Here is a 19522-nt window from a genome sequence, read left to right on the forward strand (position 1 = left end):
CGGTTTACTCGGCGGTAGGAGCGTCAGCGGCGCAGGCAGGTTTGCCCGCTGCGTATTTAAGACTGGGGTCGACCAGCGCATCAAAGCGTTTCAAGGCTTCGGAGCCGATCAGCAGCGGGTATTGGAATGCGCTGCGGTCAGTCAAGTTCACTTCGATGCTGCGTAAAGCAGTGCCCATGCAGATGTCCAGGGCGATCACTGGGCGGGCGGTGTAGTTCTTGTCCTCATCGGGGTCGTAGTCACCGGCGCGGCGTTTGATTTTGCTGACGCGGGCCAGGGGGCGTTCGATGGGGTGGGAATGGGCGGTGTCGATGGCCAGGTAGAAACGTACCCAGGATTCACCGTTGCGTTTGAAGCGCTTGATGTCGCGGGCGCTCAACGAGGCGGTCTTGGCGCCGGTGTCGAGTTTGGCCGCCACTTCCAGGTCTATGCCCGCCAGTTTCGCGTATTCATTCAGGCCATACACGGTCTTCTCGGCGGCGCCGCCAAGGCTCGGTATGCACGCTAGGCACAACATTAAAAGGAGGGGCTTGAGTCTCATAGATCCTGAGGCGCTGCAGTGCGATGTTTAATTCAAGGCGACTGGCATTGCTGCGCAATCTCGGGTGCGCCGTTTCATCAAGTGATGTCAGGCAAAAGCGGCGGGCATTCTAACATGATGCTTTTTTGGCGCCAGCGCTGGCAGGCGGCCATGCCCCTATTCAGCGCACACGGGGTTATTAGACGATTGTCGACAATGTTGATTTATTCTTTGACTATTTGGGTCTGAGTGGCTAGTTTTTGCGGCATTGCTTTTAAAGGTGTCGACAATATGCTGGATCAACTGGAAACCCCTGTGGTGGCGCAAGACGATTCCCAGACCATGTCCGAGAACGTCTTCCGGCGCATCCAGGCCGCCATCGTCAAAGGCGAAATCGCCCCCGGCAGCAAGATTTCCGAGCCGGAACTGGCCCGCACCTACGGCATCAGCCGTGGCCCGTTGCGCGAAGCCATCCACCGCCTGGAAGGCCAGCGCCTGCTGGTGCGCGTGCCTCACGTTGGCGCGCGAGTGGTGTCCTTGAGCCATGCCGAGCTGATCGAACTCTATGAAATTCGCGAGTCCCTGGAAGGCATGGCCTGCCGCCTGGCCGCCGAGCGCATGACCGACGCGGAAATCGAAGAGCTGCGCCACGTGCTTCATACCCATGAACGCGACGAAGCGTTCCAGGCCGGCCTGGGCTACTACCAGCAGGAAGGCGACTTCGATTTTCATTACCGGATAATTCAAGGCGCCGGCAATCGCACCCTGACCCAAATGCTCTGCGGCGAGCTGTACCAGTTGGTGCGCATGTACCGCATCCAGTTCTCCGCCACGCCCAATCGTCCACGCCAGGCTTTTGCCGAGCACCACCGCATTCTTGACGCGATTGCCGATCGCGACGGTGAACTGGCCGAATTGTTGATGCGCCGGCACATCGGCGCCTCCAAACGCAACATTGCCCGTCACTTCCCCGACGGCACTTCCTGAAGAGGTGAGTCATGAGTTCTAACAATAAAAGTACACCCGGCCAGCGTTTCCGTGACGCGGTTGCCAGCGAACATCCGCTACAGGTCGTTGGCGCGATCAACGCCAACCACGCGCTGCTGGCCAAGCGCGCCGGTTTCAAGGCGATTTACCTGTCGGGTGGCGGCGTGGCGGCGGGCTCTCTGGGGGTGCCAGACCTGGGCATCACGGGCCTGGATGACGTGTTGACCGACGTGCGCCGCATCACCGACGTGTGCGACCTGCCGCTGCTGGTGGACGTGGACACCGGTTTTGGCTCCTCGGCCTTCAACGTGGCGCGCACGGTCAAGTCGATGATCAAGTTCGGCGCCGCCGCCATCCATATCGAAGACCAGGTTGGCGCCAAGCGCTGCGGCCATCGCCCGAACAAAGAAATCGTGTCCCAGCAGGAAATGGTCGACCGTATCAAGGCCGCCGTGGATGCGCGCACCGATGACAGTTTCGTGATCATGGCGCGCACCGACGCCCTCGCCGTCGAAGGTTTGGAATCGGCACTGGAACGCGCCGCCGCCTGCATCGAAGCCGGCGCTGACATGGTGTTCCCCGAAGCCATCACTGAGCTGGAGATGTACAAGCTCTTTGCCTCCCGCGTGAAGGCACCGATCCTGGCCAACATCACCGAATTCGGCGCGACGCCGCTGTACACCACCGAACAGTTGAAATCTGCCGATGTTTCCATCGTGCTGTACCCGCTCTCGGCCTTCCGCGCCATGAACAAGGCCGCCGAGAATGTCTACACCGCGATCCGTCGCGATGGAACTCAACAGAATGTGATCGACACCATGCAAACCCGCATGGAGCTATACGATCGCATCGACTACCACACCTTCGAGCAGAAGCTCGACGCGCTGTTCGCCGCGAAAAAATAAACCCTGTGGGGGCGAGCAAGCCCGCTCCCACACGCTCCCTGAATAACTACAAAATTGGAGAACAACCATGGCTGAAGCAAAAGTATTGAGTGGCGCCGGCCTGCGTGGCCAGGTGGCCGGGCAGACCGCACTGTCCACCGTGGGCCAGGCCGGCGCCGGTTTGACCTATCGCGGCTACGACGTGCGTGAACTGGCCGCCGATGCGCAATTTGAAGAAGTTGCCTACCTGCTGCTGTACGGCGAATTGCCAACCAAAGCCGAGCTGGCGGCCTACACCGCAAAACTCGGCAAGCTGCGCGACCTGCCGCAGGCGCTCAAAGAAGTGCTGGAGCGCATCCCCGCCGACGCCCACCCGATGGACGTGATGCGCACCGGCTGCTCGTTCCTGGGCAATATCGAGCCGGAAAAAGACTTCAGTGTGCAGCGCGATGTCACCGACCGCCTGCTTGCCGCTTTCCCGGCGATCATGTGCTACTGGTATCGCTTCAGCCACGATGGCAAGAAGATTGATTGCGTGACCGACGAGCCGAGCATCGGCGGCCATTTCCTGCACCTGCTGCATGGCAAGAAGCCGAGCGCGTTGCACGAGAAGGTCATGAACGTGTCGCTGATTCTCTACGCCGAGCACGAGTTCAACGCCTCGACTTTCACCGCCCGTGTGTGTGCCTCGACCCTGTCCGACCTGTATTCCTGCGTCACCGCCGCCATCGGTTCGCTGCGCGGCCCGCTGCACGGCGGCGCCAACGAAGCGGCGATGGAAATGATCGAGCGTTTCGGCTCGGCCGAAGAAGCCGTCGAAGGCACCCTCGGCATGCTGGCGCGCAAGGATAAGATCATGGGCTTTGGCCACGCGATCTACAAAGACAGCGACCCGCGTAATGAAGTGATCAAGGGCTGGTCGAAAAAACTCGCTGACGAAGTGGGCGACAAGGTGCTGTTCCCGGTCTCCGAAGCCATCGACAAAACCATGTGGGAGCAGAAGAAACTGTTCCCCAACGCCGACTTCTACCATGCCTCGGCGTACCACTTCATGGGCATCCCGACCAAGCTGTTCACGCCGATCTTCGTCTGCTCACGCCTCACCGGCTGGGCTGCGCATGTGTTCGAGCAGCGCGCCAACAACCGCATCATCCGTCCAAGCGCCGAGTACATCGGCGTTGAGCAGCGCAAGTTCGTGCCAATCGAACGTCGCTGAATGAGGAGACCGACGAGCCGGGAATGGGCATGAGGTCAAATGTGGCAGGGGGCTTGCCTCCGATAGCAGTCTGTCAGTTGATACAGCTGGCACTGAACCACCGCCATCGGGGGCAAGCCCCCTCCCACATTTTGATCACGTTCCAATTCTGGATCTGCTTCGGTTCTTCTTTTGTAACTACCGTGACCGAGTCCTGACGATGAACACTGAATTTCGCAAACCGCTCCCTGGCAGCCGCCTGGATTTCTACGACGCCCGTGCGGCTGTCGATGCAATCGCCCCCGGCGCCTACGCCACTTTGCCGTACACCTCTCGCGTGCTCGCGGAGAACCTGGTGCGCCGTTGCGACCCGGCCACGCTCAATGCGTCCCTGAGCCAACTGATCGAACGCAAGCGCGACCTCGACTTCCCCTGGTTCCCGGCGCGTGTGGTGTGCCACGACATCCTCGGCCAGACCGCCCTGGTCGACCTTGCCGGCCTGCGCGACGCCATCGCCCTGCAAGGCGGTGACCCGGCCCAGGTCAACCCGGTGGTGCCCACCCAGCTGATCGTCGACCACTCCCTGGCGGTCGAAGCCGGTGGTTCGGACCCGGACGCGTTCGAGAAAAACCGCGCCATCGAAGACCGCCGCAACGAAGACCGTTTTCACTTTATCGAGTGGACCAAAAAGGCCTTCAAGAACGTCGACGTGATCCCGCCGGGCAACGGCATCATGCACCAGATCAACCTGGAGAAAATGTCTCCGGTGATTCAGGTGCGTGACGGCGTGGCGTTCCCGGACACCTGCGTCGGCACCGACAGCCACACGCCGCACGTGGATGCGCTGGGCGTGATCGCCATCGGCGTCGGCGGCCTGGAGGCCGAGAGCGTGATGCTTGGCCGCGCGTCGTGGATGCGCCTGCCGGAAATCATCGGCGTCGAACTCACCGGCAAGCTGCTGCCTGGCATCACTGCCACCGACATGGTGCTGGCGCTGACCGAATTCCTGCGTAAGCAGAAAGTGGTGGGTGCCTGGCTGGAATTCTTCGGCGAAGGCGCCTCCAAGCTGACCCTGGGCGACCGCGCGACCATCTCCAACATGGCCCCGGAATACGGTGCCACCGCGGCGATGTTCTACATCGACCCGCAGACCATCGCCTACCTGAAACTCACCGGCCGCGAAGACGAACAAGTCACCCTGGTGGAGCAATACGCGCGTCACACCGGCCTATGGGCGGATGACCTCAAGGGCGCGCAATACGAGCGCGGCCTGACCTTCGACCTGTCCAGCGTGGTGCGCAACATGGCCGGGCCGAGCAACCCGCATGCGCGCGTGGCCACCAGCGATCTGGCGTCCAAGGGCATCTCCGGCCAGTGGGACGAAGTGCCAGGGCAAATGCCGGATGGCGCGGTGATCATCGCCGCTATCACCAGTTGCACCAACACCAGTAACCCGCGCAACGTGATCGCCGCCGGCCTGCTGGCGCGTAACGCCAACAAGCTTGGGCTGACGCGCAAGCCGTGGGTCAAATCCTCGCTGGCGCCCGGCTCGAAAACCGTGGCGATGTACCTCGACGAAGCGGGCTTGACCCACGAATTGGAGCAGCTGGGTTTTGGTGTTGTGGCGTTTGCCTGCACCACCTGCAACGGCATGTCCGGCGCACTCGACCCGGTGATCCAGCAAGAAATCATCGACCGCGATCTGTACGCCACCGCCGTGTTGTCGGGCAACCGCAACTTCGACGGGCGCATTCACCCCTATGCCAAGCAAGCGTTCCTCGCTTCGCCGCCATTGGTCGTGGCTTACGCGATTGCCGGCACCATCCGTTTCGACATTGAAAAGGACGTGCTCGGCCTCGATGCCAACGGCAAGGAAATCCGCCTGCAGGACATCTGGCCGAGCGATGAAGAGATCGACGCGGTGGTCAAGGCCTCGGTCAAGCCGGAGCAGTTCCGCGCGGTTTACATCCCGATGTTTGCGATTCACGAAGACACCGGCCCCAAAGTCGCGCCGCTGTACGACTGGCGCCCGCAAAGCACCTACATCCGCCGCCCGCCGTATTGGGAAGGCGCACTGGCCGGTGCGCGGCCGCTTAAAGGCATGCGCCCGTTGGCGGTGCTGCCGGACAACATCACCACCGATCACCTGTCGCCGTCCAACGCGATCATGCTCGACAGCGCGGCCGGTGAGTACCTGGCGAAAATGGGCTTGCCGGAAGTCGACTTCAACTCCTACGCGACTCACCGCGGCGACCACTTGACCGCGCAACGCGCGACCTTTGCCAACCCGAAACTGTTCAACGAAATGGTCCAGGAAAACGGCAAGGTCAAGCAGGGTTCTCTCGCGCGTATCGAGCCGGAAGGCCAGGTCACGCGGATGTGGGAAGCCATTGAAACCTACATGGAACGCAAGCAGCCGCTGATCATCATTGCCGGCGCCGACTACGGCCAGGGCTCGTCCCGCGACTGGGCGGCCAAGGGCGTGCGCCTGGCCGGTGTGGAGGCCATTGCCGCCGAAGGCTTCGAGCGTATTCACCGCACCAACCTGGTGGGCATGGGCGTGTTGCCGCTGGAGTTTCTGCCGGGCACCGACCGCCACACCCTAAACATCGATGGCAGCGAAACCTATGACGTGGTTGGCCAGCGCACCCCGCGTGCGCAGCTGACCCTGGTGATCAACCGCAAAAATGGTGAGCGTGTCGAAGTGCCGGTGACGTGCCGCCTGGACACCGCCGAAGAAGTGTCGATCTACGAGGCGGGCGGCGTGTTGCAACGTTTTGCCCAGGACTTCCTGGAATCGGCGGCGACGGCTTAAGGGGATAACCATGGCACACGCAGCGCAAATCAAAATTCCCGCCACCTACATGCGTGGCGGCACCAGCAAGGGCGTGTTTTTCAGCCTCAAGGACCTGCCCGAAGCCGCGCAGGTGCCGGGCGCCGCGCGCGACGCCTTGCTGTTACGCGTGATCGGCAGCCCCGATCCCTACGACAAGCAAATTGACGGCATGGGCGGCGCCACCTCGAGCACCAGCAAAACCGTAATCCTGGCCAAGAGCACCCGCGCCGATCACGACGTGGACTACCTGTTTGGTCAGGTCTCCATCGACAAGCCTTTTGTCGACTGGAGCGGTAACTGCGGCAACCTGTCGGCGGCGGTCGGTTCGTTCGCCATCAGCGCCGGGCTGGTCGACCCCGCCCGCGTGCCCCGCAACGGCGTGGCCGTGGTGCGGGTCTGGCAGGCCAACATCGGCAAGACCATCATCGCCCATGTGCCGATCACCGACGGCGCGGTGCAGGAAACCGGCGACTTCGAACTCGACGGCGTGACCTTCCCGGCCGCCGAAGTGCAGCTGGAGTTCATGGACCCGGCGGCGGAAGAGGAGGGCGGCGGTGGCTCGATGTTCCCCACCGGCAATCTGATCGACGACTTGGAGGTGCCCGGTGTCGGCACTTTCAAGGCGACGCTGATCAACGCGGGCATTCCGACGATTTTCATCAATGCCGAAGACCTCGGCTACACCGGCACCGAGCTGCAAAGCGCGATCAACAGCGACCCCAAAGCCCTGGCGATGTTTGAAACCGTGCGGGCCTATGGCGCGTTGCGCATGGGCCTGATCAAGCATCTTGACGAAGCCGCCCAGCGTCAGCACACGCCCAAGGTCGCCTTTGTGGCCAAGCCTTTGGACTACGTGGCGTCCAGCGGCAAGGCAATCAAGGCCGGTGATGTGGATTTGCTGGTGCGCGCCTTGTCGATGGGCAAGTTGCACCACGCGATGATGGGCACGGCGGCGGTGGCGATTGGCACGGCGGCGGCGATTTCCGGCACCTTGGTCAACCTCGCAGCCGGTGGTGTGGAACGTAACGCGGTGCGCTTCGGGCATCCGTCCGGCACCTTGCGTGTGGGCGCGGAGGCGACCCAGGTGAACGGCGAATGGGTGGTTAAGAAAGCCATCATGAGCCGCAGCGCGCGGGTATTGATGGAAGGTTTCGTACGCGTGCCCGGCGACGCCTTTTAATCCCCGGCACTGAACCCCTGTGGGAGCCGGCTTGTGTGGGAGCGGGCTTGCTCGCGAATGCGGTGTGTCAGCTACACATAAGTTGACAGGCCCACTGCATTCGCGAGCAAGCCCGCGCCCACTAGTGCTTAAGCGCGCTACCCAACACTTATAAGCAGGCAATCAGACCTGCCAACACATGATCAACCCTGACCCTGAGGATGGAACAACCCCTAACTGTTTGGAGAACTGCCATGAGCGCCAACGTCGACCAGAACAACCGCCCCGACTACGACCAGGTCCTGCAGGACATCGCCGATTATGTCCTCGATTACCGCATCGACTCCCAGGCCGCATTGGACACCGCCCGCCACTGCCTGATGGACACCCTCGGCTGTGGCCTGCTGGCCCTGCGTTTTCCCGAGTGCACCAAGCACCTGGGGCCACTCGTGGAGGGCACCGTCGTGCCGTTCGGGGCGCGCGTGCCGGGCACCTCGTTCCGCCTGGACCCGGTCAAAGCCGCCTGGGACATCGGCTGCATCGTGCGTTGGCTCGACTACAACGACACCTGGCTCGCCGCCGAATGGGGCCACCCTTCGGATAACCTCGGCGGCATCCTCGCCGTGGCCGACCACCTTTCGCAAAAGCGCGTGGCCAATGGCGACGCGCCGCTGACCGTGCGCGCGGTGCTGGAAGCGATGATCATGGCCCACGAAATCCAGGGCGTGATCGCCCTGGAAAACTCCTTCAACCGTGTCGGCCTCGACCACGTGTTGCTGGTGAAAGTCGCCTCCACGGCGGTCACCGCCAAGCTGATGGGCGCCAACCGCGAGCAGTTGCTCGCGGCGTTGTCCCATGCGTTTGTCGACGGCCAGGCACTGCGCACTTACCGCCACGCGCCAAACGCCGGTTCGCGCAAATCTTGGGCCGCCGGGGATGCGTCGAGCCGTGGCGTGCGCCTGGCCGATATCGCCTTGCGCGGCGAGATGGGCATTCCGGGTGTGTTGAGTGCGCCGCAGTGGGGCTTCTATGACGTGCTGTTCAGTCACACCAACAACGACCTGGCGCTCAAGCCTGAGGACAAACGCGCGTTCCGCCTGTCGCAGCCCTACGGCACTTATGTGATGGAAAACGTACTGTTCAAGATCAGTTTCCCCGCCGAATTCCATGCGCAAACCGCCTGCGAAGCCGCTGTGACATTGCACCCGCAGGTCAAAGCTCGCCTGCATGAAATCGAGCGCATCGTGATCACCACCCACGAGTCGGCGATTCGCATCATCTCCAAGGTCGGCCCGTTGGCCAACGCCGCCGACCGCGACCACTGCCTGCAATACATGACCGCGGTGCCGTTGGCCTTCGGCAATCTGGTGGCCGAGCAGTACGAGGACGCGTTTCACGCGGCCCACCCGATCATCGATGAATTGCGCCAGAAGATGGTGATCGTCGAAGAGCCACGCTACAGCCGCGAATACCTGGAGGCGGACAAGCGCTCCATCGCCAACGCGGTGCAGGTGTTTTTCAAGGATGGTTCCAGCACCGAGCAGGTGGCGGTGGAGTACCCGATTGGCCATCGTCGGCGTCGGGTGGATGGCATTCCATTGCTGGAAGACAAGTTCAAGGCCAACCTGGCCACACGGTTTACCGCGCAGCGCAGTGACGAGATATTTGCGTTGTGCAAGGATCAGGCGCGGCTTGAGGCTACGCCGGTTAACCGATTTGTGGACCTGTTTGTGGTCTAAACACCACCACAACACTCACTGTGTAAACCCAATCAATGTGGGAGCTGGCTTGCCTGCGATAGCATCACCTCGGTGTTTCTGAAAGACCGAATTGCCTGCATCGCAGGCAAGCCAGCTCCCACATTTTGATGGGTGTTCGCTTAAGTGCCCTACATACTGCCTTCCACATCATCCAGGCTGAAGGTCTCTGTATGGTCGTCATAGGAGAAAATCTCCGCATACCGGCCCCACGCCACCACGCTTTCCAGGGTTTTCTGCACAAAGGCTTCGGTCATCGAGTCCTCCAGCTCCTGCTCGAAGCGCACCCGTGGCGCGCGGTGCCCGCTGCGCTCGAGCAACACCTGATGAATGCGCGCGGCCAGTGGCACGTGCCGGATCAAATGTTCGGCGAACAGGGTTTTGCGTTCCTGGGTGCCGTAGTCGGCGAACAGTTTGCCGGCGTCGGTAAGGGTGATGTCGGCGCCCTTGAGTTCGGCGAAACCCAAATGCTCGAGCATCTCGGCCACCGGGAATAAATCGTCCACTTCCAGCAAACGGCGCTCGGCCACCGTGGGCAAACCTGCGTGGCCGTTGTATGGCTCGGCGGCGAGGGTTTCGATCAGGCCGGCCATCAGGTTGGTCGACACTTCCGGCAGCAGGCTGCCCATTTTCAACTCGGGGATGCCTTTGGCATCGGCGCTGCGCCGGTCGGTCATCAAGGCATAAATGTCGTCGACCATTTGCCGAAAGGTCGGGTCCAGGCGGTTGCGCGGGTGCGCGAATGGCACTTTGATTTCGGCGACCACGCGGCCAGGGTTGGACGACAACACCAGGATGCGGTCGCACATCAGCACCGCTTCTTCGATGTTGTGGGTCACGATCAGGATCGATTTGATCGGCAGTTGCTTGCCGCTCCACAAGTCCAGCAAGTCGGTGCGCAGGGTTTCGGCGGTGAGCACGTCGAGGGCCGAGAACGGTTCGTCCATCAGCAGCAGCGTCGGGTTAACCACCAGGCCACGGGCAAAGCCCACGCGCTGGCGCATGCCGCCGGACAATTCGCGCGGGTAGGCGTTTTCAAACCCGTCCAGGCCGATCAGGTCGATGGCGGCCAGGGCACGGCGGCGGCTTTCCTTGCGCTCGACTTGCAAGGCTTGCAGGCCGGCTTCCACGTTTTCCAGCACGGTCAGCCAGGGGAACAGCGCAAAGGTCTGGAACACCATGGCCACGCCTTCGGCCGGGCCGTTGAGCGGTACGCCGTTGTAGTGGACTTCGCCCGACGACGGCTGAATCAGCCCGGCGATGATGCGCAGCAAGGTGGACTTGCCCGAGCCGGAGCGCCCGAGCATGCCGACGATCTCGCCTTCGTGCAGGCTCAAGTCCACGCCGCTGAGCACTTGCAGCTCGTCTTTGCCCTTGCCGAAAACCCGGTTGACGTTTTTCAGCGAGTAGATTTGCGGGGTATCAGCAGCGTGTTCGGTATTGGTATTCATCACAGCGAATCCCGTCAATTCAAGCGAAGTTTGTTTTCAGCCAGGGCGTACATCGGCCGCCAGACTGCGCGGTTGAAGGCCACCACAAAGATCGACATCACCACCACGCCCAGGGCGATTTTCGGGAAGTCGCCGGCGGCGGTGGTCTGTGCAATGTAGGCGCCCAGCCCGTGGGCGACCACGTTGTCCTGGCCCCAGGACACGTACTCGGAAACGATACTGGCGTTCCACGCGCCGCCCGAAGCGGTAATGGCCCCGGTAACGTAATAGGGGAAGATCCCCGGCAGCATCACCTTGCGCCACCACAACCAGCCGCGGATGCGGAAGTTGGCGGCAGCTTCCTTGAAGTCATTGGGAAACGCGCTGGCCCCGGCGATTACGTTGAACAGGATGTACCACTGGGTGCCCAGCACGATCAGCGGGCTCAGCCAGATGTCCGGGTTGAGCTTGTAGTGCAGGATCACGATGACGAATACCGGGAACAGCAGGTTCGCCGGGAAGGCGGCGAGGAACTGCGCCAGGGGCTGGATTTTCTCCGCCAGGCTGGGGCGCAGGCCGATCATCACGCCCAGCGGTACCCAGATGAGTGATGCGATCAGAATCAGCCCGGTTACCCGCAGCAGCGTGATCAGGCCCAACACGAACACATGGCCGACCTCGGCAAAGGTCACTTCTGTGCCGACGTACTGCACGATGTGATACAGCGCATACGCGGCCAGCAGCGCTATGAGTGTGCCCCACACCCAATCGATCACTTTTGACGCCTTCGGTGTTTCTGCCGGCAACGCCTTGAGCGCACCGCCCGCAAGGCTGAAACGCTTGTTACCGATACGGCTGATGGCACGGGTGATCGGGCGCAGGATGCGCTGAACCACGCGCGTACGCTGGATCAGGTTCAACAGCCAGGATTGCGGCGCGGCGCCCTGAGAGGCCGTGGTCTCCATGCGGAACTTGTCGGCCCAGGCCACCAGCGGACGGAACAGGAACTGGTCATACATCAGGATGACCACAATCATCGCCAGGATCACGTAACCCACGGCGTGCAGGTCTTTCTGGGCAATGGCCAGGGCCAGGTAAGAACCCACGCCCGGCAGGGTGATGGTCTTGTCGCCGACGGTAATGGCTTCGGAGGCGACCACAAAAAACCAGCCGCCGGACATGCTCATCATCATGTTCCAGACCAGCCCGGGCATGGCGAAGGGCACGTCGAGCTTCCAGAACTTCTGCCAGCCGGAGAGCCGCAGGTTGGTCGACACTTCAACCAGGTCGTGGGGCAGCATGCGCAGCGACTGGTAGAAACTGAACGTCATGTTCCAGGCCTGGCTGGTGAAAATCGCAAAGATCGCGGCGAACTCGGCGCCCAGTACACGCCCGGGAAACAGCAACAGGAAAAACGTCACGGTAAACGAGATATAGCCGAGCACCGGCACCGATTGCAGGATGTCGAGCACCGGCACCAGCAGTTTCTCGGCACGCCGGCTTTTGGCGGCCAGGGTGCCGTACAACAGGGTGAAGACCAGCGCGGCGACCATCGCCGCCAGCATGCGCAGGGTGGTGCGCATGGCGTATTCCGGCAGGTTGGCCGGGTCGAGGGAGATCACTTCACTTTGCAACGTGGCGATCGGTGCCCAGGTTTCCCGCGCCGTAATGGAGAAAAACAATAAAAAGCCGATCACCAACGGCAAGGCGACCAAATCCCAGCGATTGGGCAGCAAGCGCAGCGTGGACGCCGGTAAATAGTGACGAAACACTCTGTTCATAGGCAGTCAGTCCTGCAGCGTTCAGGGGCGTGATGGGAGTGAGCTTAGCTGCTGCACGAATGACCCACCGAGAAGGGCGGGCGCTGTTTTCGTGAGTCAGGGGCAACGAGGCGTTGCTGGCGGGATTGTACGTTTCTGAATGTTACAAGCACATAAATTTGCTGTCAGTTTCCTGTACGAACTGCGGCTTATGGGGTGGTGCGCCGGGCGTGCGCCCTGACACAACCGCAAGACACCGCTGTTTTTTGCCTGAGATACAAATAGCCACTTACCCGCCCTACGGTTCCGGAACCCTCTTTCAGAGAAACGCCAATCAGGTAACCAGACGGCGTGCGAACGCAGGCCTTCGAATCGGCAATCACCCCTCCACTACCTGAATCCGGGAAGGTCCCTATGACTAGCGTAAACACTCGACCAGCACCCTACACGGTTGGCTATGAACAGCCTCAAAAGCCGTCGCCCATCAGCTACCAGGACAGCGCCCACGCATCCGAACGCACCAGTACCCCGCCCGATTCGGCGCCGCTGCGTCCCGCGATGACGCCCGAGCAGCGCGGCCAGTTCTCAAGTCATAGCGCCATCGTGAACCCGCCACCGTCACAGGGCTCGGAGGCAACGGACTTGCTGGCAGAACTGACGCAAAAAAATATAGCGCTTCGTGCCAAGTTCCAGGGGTTTGCCGCCGAGGTTGGGCCGCAGATCCAGAGCCTCCAACAGCAAGTCGTCGACCTGACTCAGCAACTCAATACCACTCAACCCTCCTCGAACGAGCCTGAGGCGGCGCCGCAGAACCGTTCTGCAGGTGAGCAGCACACTGCGCCGTCGCAGGCTACGCCGGTTACACAGGACCCATCGGGAACTGAGCCGGGCCAGGCTCAAAGCCTTGAAGCGTTGAACCGTGAGAGCAAAGCGTTTCGTCAGGAAGTGTTAGCGTTTTTCGGAGAGCTCAAGACGGTAATTCAGCAACTGCAAGAGCAAATCCAGGGCTTGGCTCAACGCATTGACGCGATTGGCACGCCTCAGAACGCGGTGCCTTCTGAGCCGGACAATTCCGCTGAGCCGGGTCCGTCACCCGACGCAACTGCGCCCGCGAATGACTCAACGCCGGTCCCGAGCGATGAGCCAGACGCGACTTCTGCGCGTGGCGTCGAAGCACTCATGAGCGAAAACGCCCAGCTCCAGGCTGGGCTTGATCAGATGGAAGCGCAGTTCAAGGCCGTGGTTGCGCAGCTTCAGGCGCAGATCGAAGCCTTGAGCAAGAAAATCAGCGAGCAAAAGCAATAAGGGCTGCACCGCGTCGGCCGTGTATGGGGGCACCCCATACGGGCCGCGTCAGGGTTGATCTATCCCTCGAACCGCAGGATCACCCGGCGGTTGTGCTTGCTCTTCTTCTCGATTTTCTCGCAGAACACCCGGCCGATTTCCTCGGTGTTGATCACATGGGTGCCACCGCATGGCTGGATATCGATGCCGGCGATTTCAATTACCCTCACCGAACCCTGGATCACCGGGGGCGCTACCGCCTGGGTACGGGTGATCTGCAGCAGGGTTGAGTACTCCGAGGCGGGCATCGACAGGGTTTTCACCACGTGTGCCTGCTCAATCAGGGCGTTGAGGTCGCGGGTGATGCTGTCTTTATCGAGGGTCATTTCCGGCAAGTCGAAATCCAGCCGGCCTTTGTCTGCGCTGATGCTGCAACCGGTGACGGGGGCATCAATGATCGAGCACAGCAAATGCAGGCAGGTGTGCATCTTCATATGCTGGTAGCGGCGCTCCCAGTTCAGACCCGCGTCCACCTGGACCCCGGCAGTCAACTGCGGCGGACACTCTTCGACTTGATGCCAGATGATCGAACGCAGCACTGGGTCGCGTACGGTGCCGATCACCTCGACGCGCGTGCCATCGGCCAGTGTCAGGTGCCCGGTGTCGCCCGGCTGGCCGCCGCCGGTGGGGTAGAACAGCGTGTGCTCCAGGGCAATGCCGTGTTCGCTGACAGCAATTACCCGCGCGCTGAAGGCATTCTGATAGGGCGCGCTGTCGAACAGCGCCAGGGTTTCCATGGTGTGCACAGACATGTTCAACCTCCGACAATCAGTGGGCTGGCTTGCAACAGGTGGCGCACCATCGCACTCAAGCCAGGGGGGGAGAGCAGGGTGATTTCAAATTCCGGCCCGCAGATTTTCAGGTTCAGCGGCAAGCGTGGCAGCTGCTCGCCGACGTCGAGGCGGCGCAGGCGAAACTGCAGGTGATGCCGCTCTTTCACGGTGGGCTCCAGCATCAGCCCCTGTAACGGGTGAAAGTCGGCGTCGAGCACCGTGACCTTGTGGCTGGCATTTACTTCGCCGACCACGTGCAAACGCTCGTCCAGGGCAAACGCCCCGAGGTAGTTGCTGTGGTCTGACTCATCGTTTTTCTGCAGTTGAACCTGATTGACCACCTTGACCTTGGTCCCTGCAGGCACGTCCTGGGTGATGACGCACGAAGGGCTGATAAACACGTTGTCGCCGATCAGCACATAACCCAACACGCGGGCGCCGGCGCCGACCTCGACGTTGTTGCCCAGGCGCGGGTGGCGTTTGCCATCCGGGTTGTTGGCGATCCCACGGGCGCCCAGTGTCACGCCGCAGAGGATGTAGCAGTCGTTGCCGATCTCGCAGGTTTCGCCGATCACTGTGCCGTAACCGTGGTCCAGCACGAAGCGCCGGCCTATGCGCGCAGCGGGATGGATCTCGGCTCCAGAGAGAATTTTGCCCTGGTTGCTGAGCTTGAGAGCCATGCGCGAAAACTCGCCATTGGTTTGATCGGGGAAATGCCATACCAGGTGCGCAAGGCGGTAGAACAGCACGGCCTTGAACGAGGCATAGGATTCCAGAATCAACTCGCCGCGCCCGCGTGACGCCGGGTCGCGATAGGCATAGGCGATCAAGTCTTCGGCCACCGCCTGGGCGGCGTTCTGGATCAGCGGCGCCAGGTGCGGTTCCAGCTGCTTGATCTGCGCAGGCGTCAGGGTCTTGATGAGGTGGGTGAGCAACTCATCGTGCAGCTGTTGCATGTCGATAAAGCCCCCCATGGAGGCACCCCCGCGTTCTGGATGGTTGGGAAACCGGTTATTCGAAACTGGGCAGGTAGCTGTCAGCATTGTCGTAGACCATGGTCAACACCACCGTTTCGGGCGGCAGTTCGGGGGCGAGTTGGGCGATGGCGACCATGTTGGCGGCCGAGGACAAGCCCAGGCTGATGGCGTCGGTGCACATGATGCGTTTGATCATGTCGATGCAGGCCTGGTGCGACACCTTGAGCATGCCGTCGATCACGTCCAGGTTGAGAATGCTCGGGATCAAGCCAATCGACAGGCCCTGGATATGGTGCGGCGCGTGCTGGTTTTTCAGCAGGTCGCATTCCTCCGGTTCCACGCCCATGACCCGCAGTGCAGGCCAGGCGGCCTTGAGCGTTTCGCCGATGCCCGTGAGGTGGCCGCCGGTACCGATGCCGCTGACGAAATAATCCACGCGCCGTTCACCGAACGCGCGGAGGATTTCCGGGGCGGTGGTGTCGCGGTGGGTTTGCGGATTGGCGCCGTTACGCTGCTGGTTGAGCATCACGTAGCTGGGGTTTTCCAGCTGCAGCTCCATGCACTTTTCGCCGTGGGAATTGTTCCCCAGGCGGCTGTCCGACAGCACCACCCTGGCACCGTACAGGCGCAGCAGTTTCTGCTTTTCGGGGCTGTAGTTGTCCGGGATCACCAGCACCACTTTGTAACCCAACACGTTGCCGGCCATCACCAGCCCAATGCCGGTGTTGCCGCCGCTGGGCTCGATGATGGTCTGCCCGGAATCGCGCATCAGCACGCCGCGGCGCTCGGCGTCGAGGATCATGCCCAGGGCGATGCGTGCCTTGTGGCTGCCACCTGGGTTGAGGGATTCCAGCTTGGCGTAGACCTCGATGCCAAGGTCTTCGGAAAACTGCGCCAGACGCACGATCGGCGTGTGGCCGATCACGTCAAGAATGGAGTTATGCAACATCGGTCAGCCCCCGGATCAGTACAAAGGCATGTCGGGTTCGACGTCGCGAACCCAGTGTTTCATGCCGCCCTGCAGGACTTTGGTGTTGGCGAAACCGGCGGCCAGCAAAGTGCTGGCGGCTTGCTCGGCGCGGGAGCCGGCGTAGCAGATCAGGTAATGGGTGTTGTCGCGGCTGAGGCTGTGCAGTTGCTCATCCAGTTCGGCCAGGGGGATATGCACCACGCCTGGCAGTTTGCACACCTCCAGTTCAGTGGCGTCACGCACGTCCAGCAGCACATCGGCGCTGCGGTGGTGTTCAAGCACTTGCTTGAGTACTCGCGGCTTGATGTAGCGTTCTTCGGCCAGTGACGGTTGGCTGGGCACGGCATCGGCGCACACTGTCGGCGCCACGGGTTCGCTGCGACGCAGCGCCGAGCAGCACGGGCAGTCGGCGCGACGCTTGAAGCGGATTTCGCTGAATTTCATCGCCAGCGCATCGAAGCGCATCAACCGACCGGACAGCGGCTCGCCAATGCCGATCAGCAACTTGATGGCCTCGGTGGCTTGAATCATGCCGACCACCCCCGGCAATACGCCGATTACGCCGCCGGCGCTGCAGTTGGGTGCCAGCTCGGCAGGCGGTGCAGAGGGAAACAGGCAGCGGTAGCACGGCCCACCTTTATAGTTGAGCACACTGATCTGCCCGTCGAAGCGGTAGATGGCGCCGTAGACCAGCGGCTTACCCAGCTGCACGCAGGCGTCGTTGACCAGGTAACGCGTGTCGAAATTATCGGTGCCATCGATCACCAGGTCGTAGGCGCCTACCAGCTCCAGGGCGTTGTCGGCGTTGAGGGCGGTGTCGTGCGCGTTAATCTGGATGTGCCGGTTCAGATCCTGCAGGCGCTGCTTGGCCGACTCGACCTTGGGCATGCCCAGTGTGCTGTTGCCGTGAACGATCTGGCGCTGCAGGTTGCTGCTTTCCACCACATCGAAGTCCACCAGGCCCAGGGTGCCAATGCCGGCCGCCGCCAGGTACAGGCTGATGGGCGAGCCGAGGCCGCCGGTGCCGATGATCAATACCTTGGCCTTTTTCAGGTTCAACTGACCTTCGCGCCCGACGCCAGGCAGAGTGATATGACGCACGTAGCGCTGCACTTCTTCATTGCTTAAAGCCTCCACGTCCATGCCGCCCGAGGTGGCGAGCAGCACTTCGATTCTGGCTTTTTCCGGCAAGGGTTCGTCGGCGTCGATCAGTTCTTCCTCGGCCGTGAACAGGAAGTGTTCCTTGAGCTGATTGTTCTGCTCGTGAAACAGGTGCGGGCGCAGCTGCGGATGGCTGCTGCAGAGGTTTTCAATGACTTCGCGCAATGTCGATCCGGTGCCCTCGAGGGTCGATTCCGGCAGCTTGGCCACGCGAACCAGAATGTCGGGGAAAGAGACAGCGTTCATGGACAACTCCGTGTGCAGGTCGTTGAAGGGTTGAGGGGCGAAATGCTTGCCGTCCCAGGCAAACAGCTTTGAGCCCAGGGCCTTGCCCTGGCGTACGTCCACCACCAGGTAGCTCACGGGGTAGATCGGCTCACCCAGGAACAGCGCCTTGTCCTGGTCTTCGTCACTGAAATAGGCGCCGACATCCGGGTGCGAGTGATAGATCACCACCACCGGGTTATCACTGCGCAACGCCTTGTTCATCAACAGGGTGTCGGCCACCGAGAAGGTGTAGCCGTTGGCCGCGCTGCGCGAGTACATCTGGGGGTTCTTGCGGTGCAATTCGTTCTGGATATTGCTGCCCAGGTACACGCTGCCGTCGGCGAAGACAAAACCACAGCATTCCTCTGGGTAGCTGCGGCTGGCGTGGGCATAGATCTGCTCCAGGGCATTGGGGCGGAGGACGTCCATGTTTCTCTCGCGTTGCTGATAGGGGTGGGTCAGGAGGCTCAATTTTTCTTGGCCAGGAGTTTTTCGACAGGCAGCTTGGTGATCGCAAAACCAGCCAGCAGGATGGCGGAATACAGCATCAGGTCACGGGAAATTTCCACGCCTTCGTACCAGGCGCCGATGATCACCGCGAATACCGGGAAGATGATGAACACGAACGACAGAATGATCGGACTCAAGCGCTTGAGCAGCATGAAATACACGATAAACCCGCCCACCGACGCCACCAGCCCCAGGTAGAACAGCGCGCTCCAGGAACGCAGCGTGATGGTTTCGAAGGTTGGAGTTTCAAACCACAGGCCGGCCACAAACAGCATCAACCCGGCAATGCCGATGGGCAGTGTGTTGTAGGTGATCACGCTGATGGCGCTGCCTTTTTGCTTGGTAATGACGTAGCACAAGGCATGCATGATCGCGGCGGTCAGAATCGCCAGCACCCCGAAGAACTCGGCGTGGTCCAGGTGCAGGCCCTGGCTCTTGATGATCATGTAGAGGCTGCCGAAACCGATGCCGATGCCGACTACCTGGGAAAAATAGATCCGCTCGCGCAGAAACAGCGCGGAAAAAATCAGGATAAACACCGGCATGCAGCTGAACAGCAGCGCGGTGAGGCCTGAAGAAACATGCATCTCGCCGTAGTTGAGCAGGTAATAGGGAACGCTGAAGTAGGACAGCGTCACGAATACGAAGAACCAGCGGCTTTCGCGCGGGAACAGGATGGGCTCGCGGCGCACCAGGGCGAAACACAGGAACAGCGGGAAGGCGATCAGGAAGCGCAAGCCCGCGGAGGTCAGCGGTGGCACGCTTTCGACGGCGATCTTGATCCCCAGCCATGTAGTGCCCCAACTCAGGCACACGATAAGAAACATCACGCTGGTTACCAGGCCGGCCAACCACTGTTTCTGAGTTTTTGTTTTTGTTGTGTTTTCAAGAACGGCGGACATTGGCATCGTTTATTGCTTCCCTGAGCCGGAATTGAACTCTATATTGACTGTGTATTAAGTTGTTTCATTCGGTGATTGAACCCGTAAAAG

Annotated in this window: 15 protein-coding genes; 7 read left to right on the forward strand and 8 right to left on the reverse strand. The window is 61.3% G+C overall.

Going from position 1 to position 19522, the window contains the following annotated elements:
• Positions 1-4: 4 nt before the first annotated feature.
• Positions 5-541, reverse strand: coding sequence for a retropepsin-like aspartic peptidase RloA (gene rloA / locus AACU78_RS13220; RefSeq protein ID WP_106576286.1), 537 nt, complete (start codon positions 539-541; stop codon positions 5-7).
• Positions 542-811: 270 nt separating this feature from the next.
• Here rloA and AACU78_RS13225 point away from each other — a divergent pair, with 270 nt between their 5' ends.
• From AACU78_RS13225 to prpD, 6 genes are all read left to right on the forward strand, one after another.
• A complete protein-coding gene (locus AACU78_RS13225; protein ID WP_106576287.1) occupies positions 812-1507 on the forward strand; it encodes a GntR family transcriptional regulator in 696 nt (231 codons plus the stop codon).
• Between the two features lie 11 nt (positions 1508-1518).
• Positions 1519-2412 (forward strand): methylisocitrate lyase, encoded by an 894-nt coding sequence (gene prpB / locus AACU78_RS13230; protein ID WP_025854214.1) that lies wholly within the window; start codon positions 1519-1521, stop codon positions 2410-2412.
• Positions 2413-2479: 67 nt separating this feature from the next.
• Positions 2480-3607 carry a bifunctional 2-methylcitrate synthase/citrate synthase gene (gene prpC / locus AACU78_RS13235; protein WP_106576288.1) on the forward strand — a complete coding sequence of 376 codons (1128 nt, stop codon included), beginning with the start codon at positions 2480-2482 and terminating at the stop codon, positions 3605-3607.
• 199 nt (positions 3608-3806) lie between these two features.
• Complete coding sequence (acnD, locus tag AACU78_RS13240) at positions 3807-6401, forward strand: Fe/S-dependent 2-methylisocitrate dehydratase AcnD (RefSeq protein ID WP_106576289.1); 2595 nt, start codon at positions 3807-3809, stop codon at positions 6399-6401.
• A 10-nt stretch (positions 6402-6411) separates the two neighbouring features.
• Positions 6412-7602, forward strand: coding sequence for a 2-methylaconitate cis-trans isomerase PrpF (prpF, locus tag AACU78_RS13245; RefSeq protein ID WP_106576290.1), 1191 nt, complete (start codon positions 6412-6414; stop codon positions 7600-7602).
• A 233-nt stretch (positions 7603-7835) separates the two neighbouring features.
• Positions 7836-9320, forward strand: coding sequence for a 2-methylcitrate dehydratase (prpD, locus tag AACU78_RS13250; RefSeq protein WP_106576291.1), 1485 nt, complete (start codon positions 7836-7838; stop codon positions 9318-9320).
• A gap of 149 nt (positions 9321-9469) precedes the next feature.
• Here prpD and AACU78_RS13255 read toward each other — a convergent pair whose 3' ends face one another.
• Both AACU78_RS13255 and AACU78_RS13260 read right to left on the reverse strand, forming a co-directional pair.
• On the reverse strand, positions 9470-10789 hold the full coding sequence (locus AACU78_RS13255) for an ABC transporter ATP-binding protein (protein ID WP_106576292.1): 1320 nt from the start codon (positions 10787-10789) through the stop codon (positions 9470-9472).
• Between the two features lie 14 nt (positions 10790-10803).
• Positions 10804-12549, reverse strand: a complete 1746-nt coding sequence (locus tag AACU78_RS13260) for an ABC transporter permease (RefSeq protein WP_106576293.1) — start codon at positions 12547-12549, stop codon at positions 10804-10806.
• Between the two features lie 537 nt (positions 12550-13086).
• Between AACU78_RS13260 and AACU78_RS13265 the strand changes: the two genes are divergently transcribed.
• Entirely contained in the window at positions 13087-13833 is a 747-nt protein-coding gene (locus AACU78_RS13265) for a hypothetical protein (protein ID WP_146151410.1), read from the forward strand.
• A 59-nt stretch (positions 13834-13892) separates the two neighbouring features.
• On the opposite strand, the gene AACU78_RS13270 is transcribed toward AACU78_RS13265, so the two are convergent.
• Genes AACU78_RS13270 through AACU78_RS13290 form a run of 5 tightly spaced genes read right to left on the reverse strand, consistent with a single transcriptional unit; the run spans position 13893 to position 19381 of the window.
• Complete coding sequence (locus AACU78_RS13270; protein WP_106576295.1) at positions 13893-14624, reverse strand: alanyl-tRNA editing protein; 732 nt, start codon at positions 14622-14624, stop codon at positions 13893-13895.
• Between the two features lie 2 nt (positions 14625-14626).
• Positions 14627-15619 carry a serine O-acetyltransferase gene (locus AACU78_RS13275; protein WP_106576296.1) on the reverse strand — a complete coding sequence of 331 codons (993 nt, stop codon included), beginning with the start codon at positions 15617-15619 and terminating at the stop codon, positions 14627-14629.
• Positions 15620-15656: 37 nt separating this feature from the next.
• Positions 15657-16571: a PLP-dependent cysteine synthase family protein gene (locus AACU78_RS13280; RefSeq protein ID WP_106576297.1), complete on the reverse strand. Its 915-nt coding sequence runs from the start codon at positions 16569-16571 to the stop codon at positions 15657-15659.
• 15 nt (positions 16572-16586) lie between these two features.
• A complete protein-coding gene (gene moeB, locus AACU78_RS13285) occupies positions 16587-18449 on the reverse strand; it encodes a molybdopterin-synthase adenylyltransferase MoeB (protein WP_106576298.1) in 1863 nt (620 codons plus the stop codon).
• A 38-nt stretch (positions 18450-18487) separates the two neighbouring features.
• Complete coding sequence (locus tag AACU78_RS13290; protein ID WP_164487959.1) at positions 18488-19381, reverse strand: DMT family transporter; 894 nt, start codon at positions 19379-19381, stop codon at positions 18488-18490.
• Between the last annotated feature and the right edge of the window lie 141 nt (positions 19382-19522).

This window comes from Pseudomonas sp. R9.37 (assembly GCF_963878885.1).
Lineage (GTDB): Bacteria > Pseudomonadota > Gammaproteobacteria > Pseudomonadales > Pseudomonadaceae > Aquipseudomonas.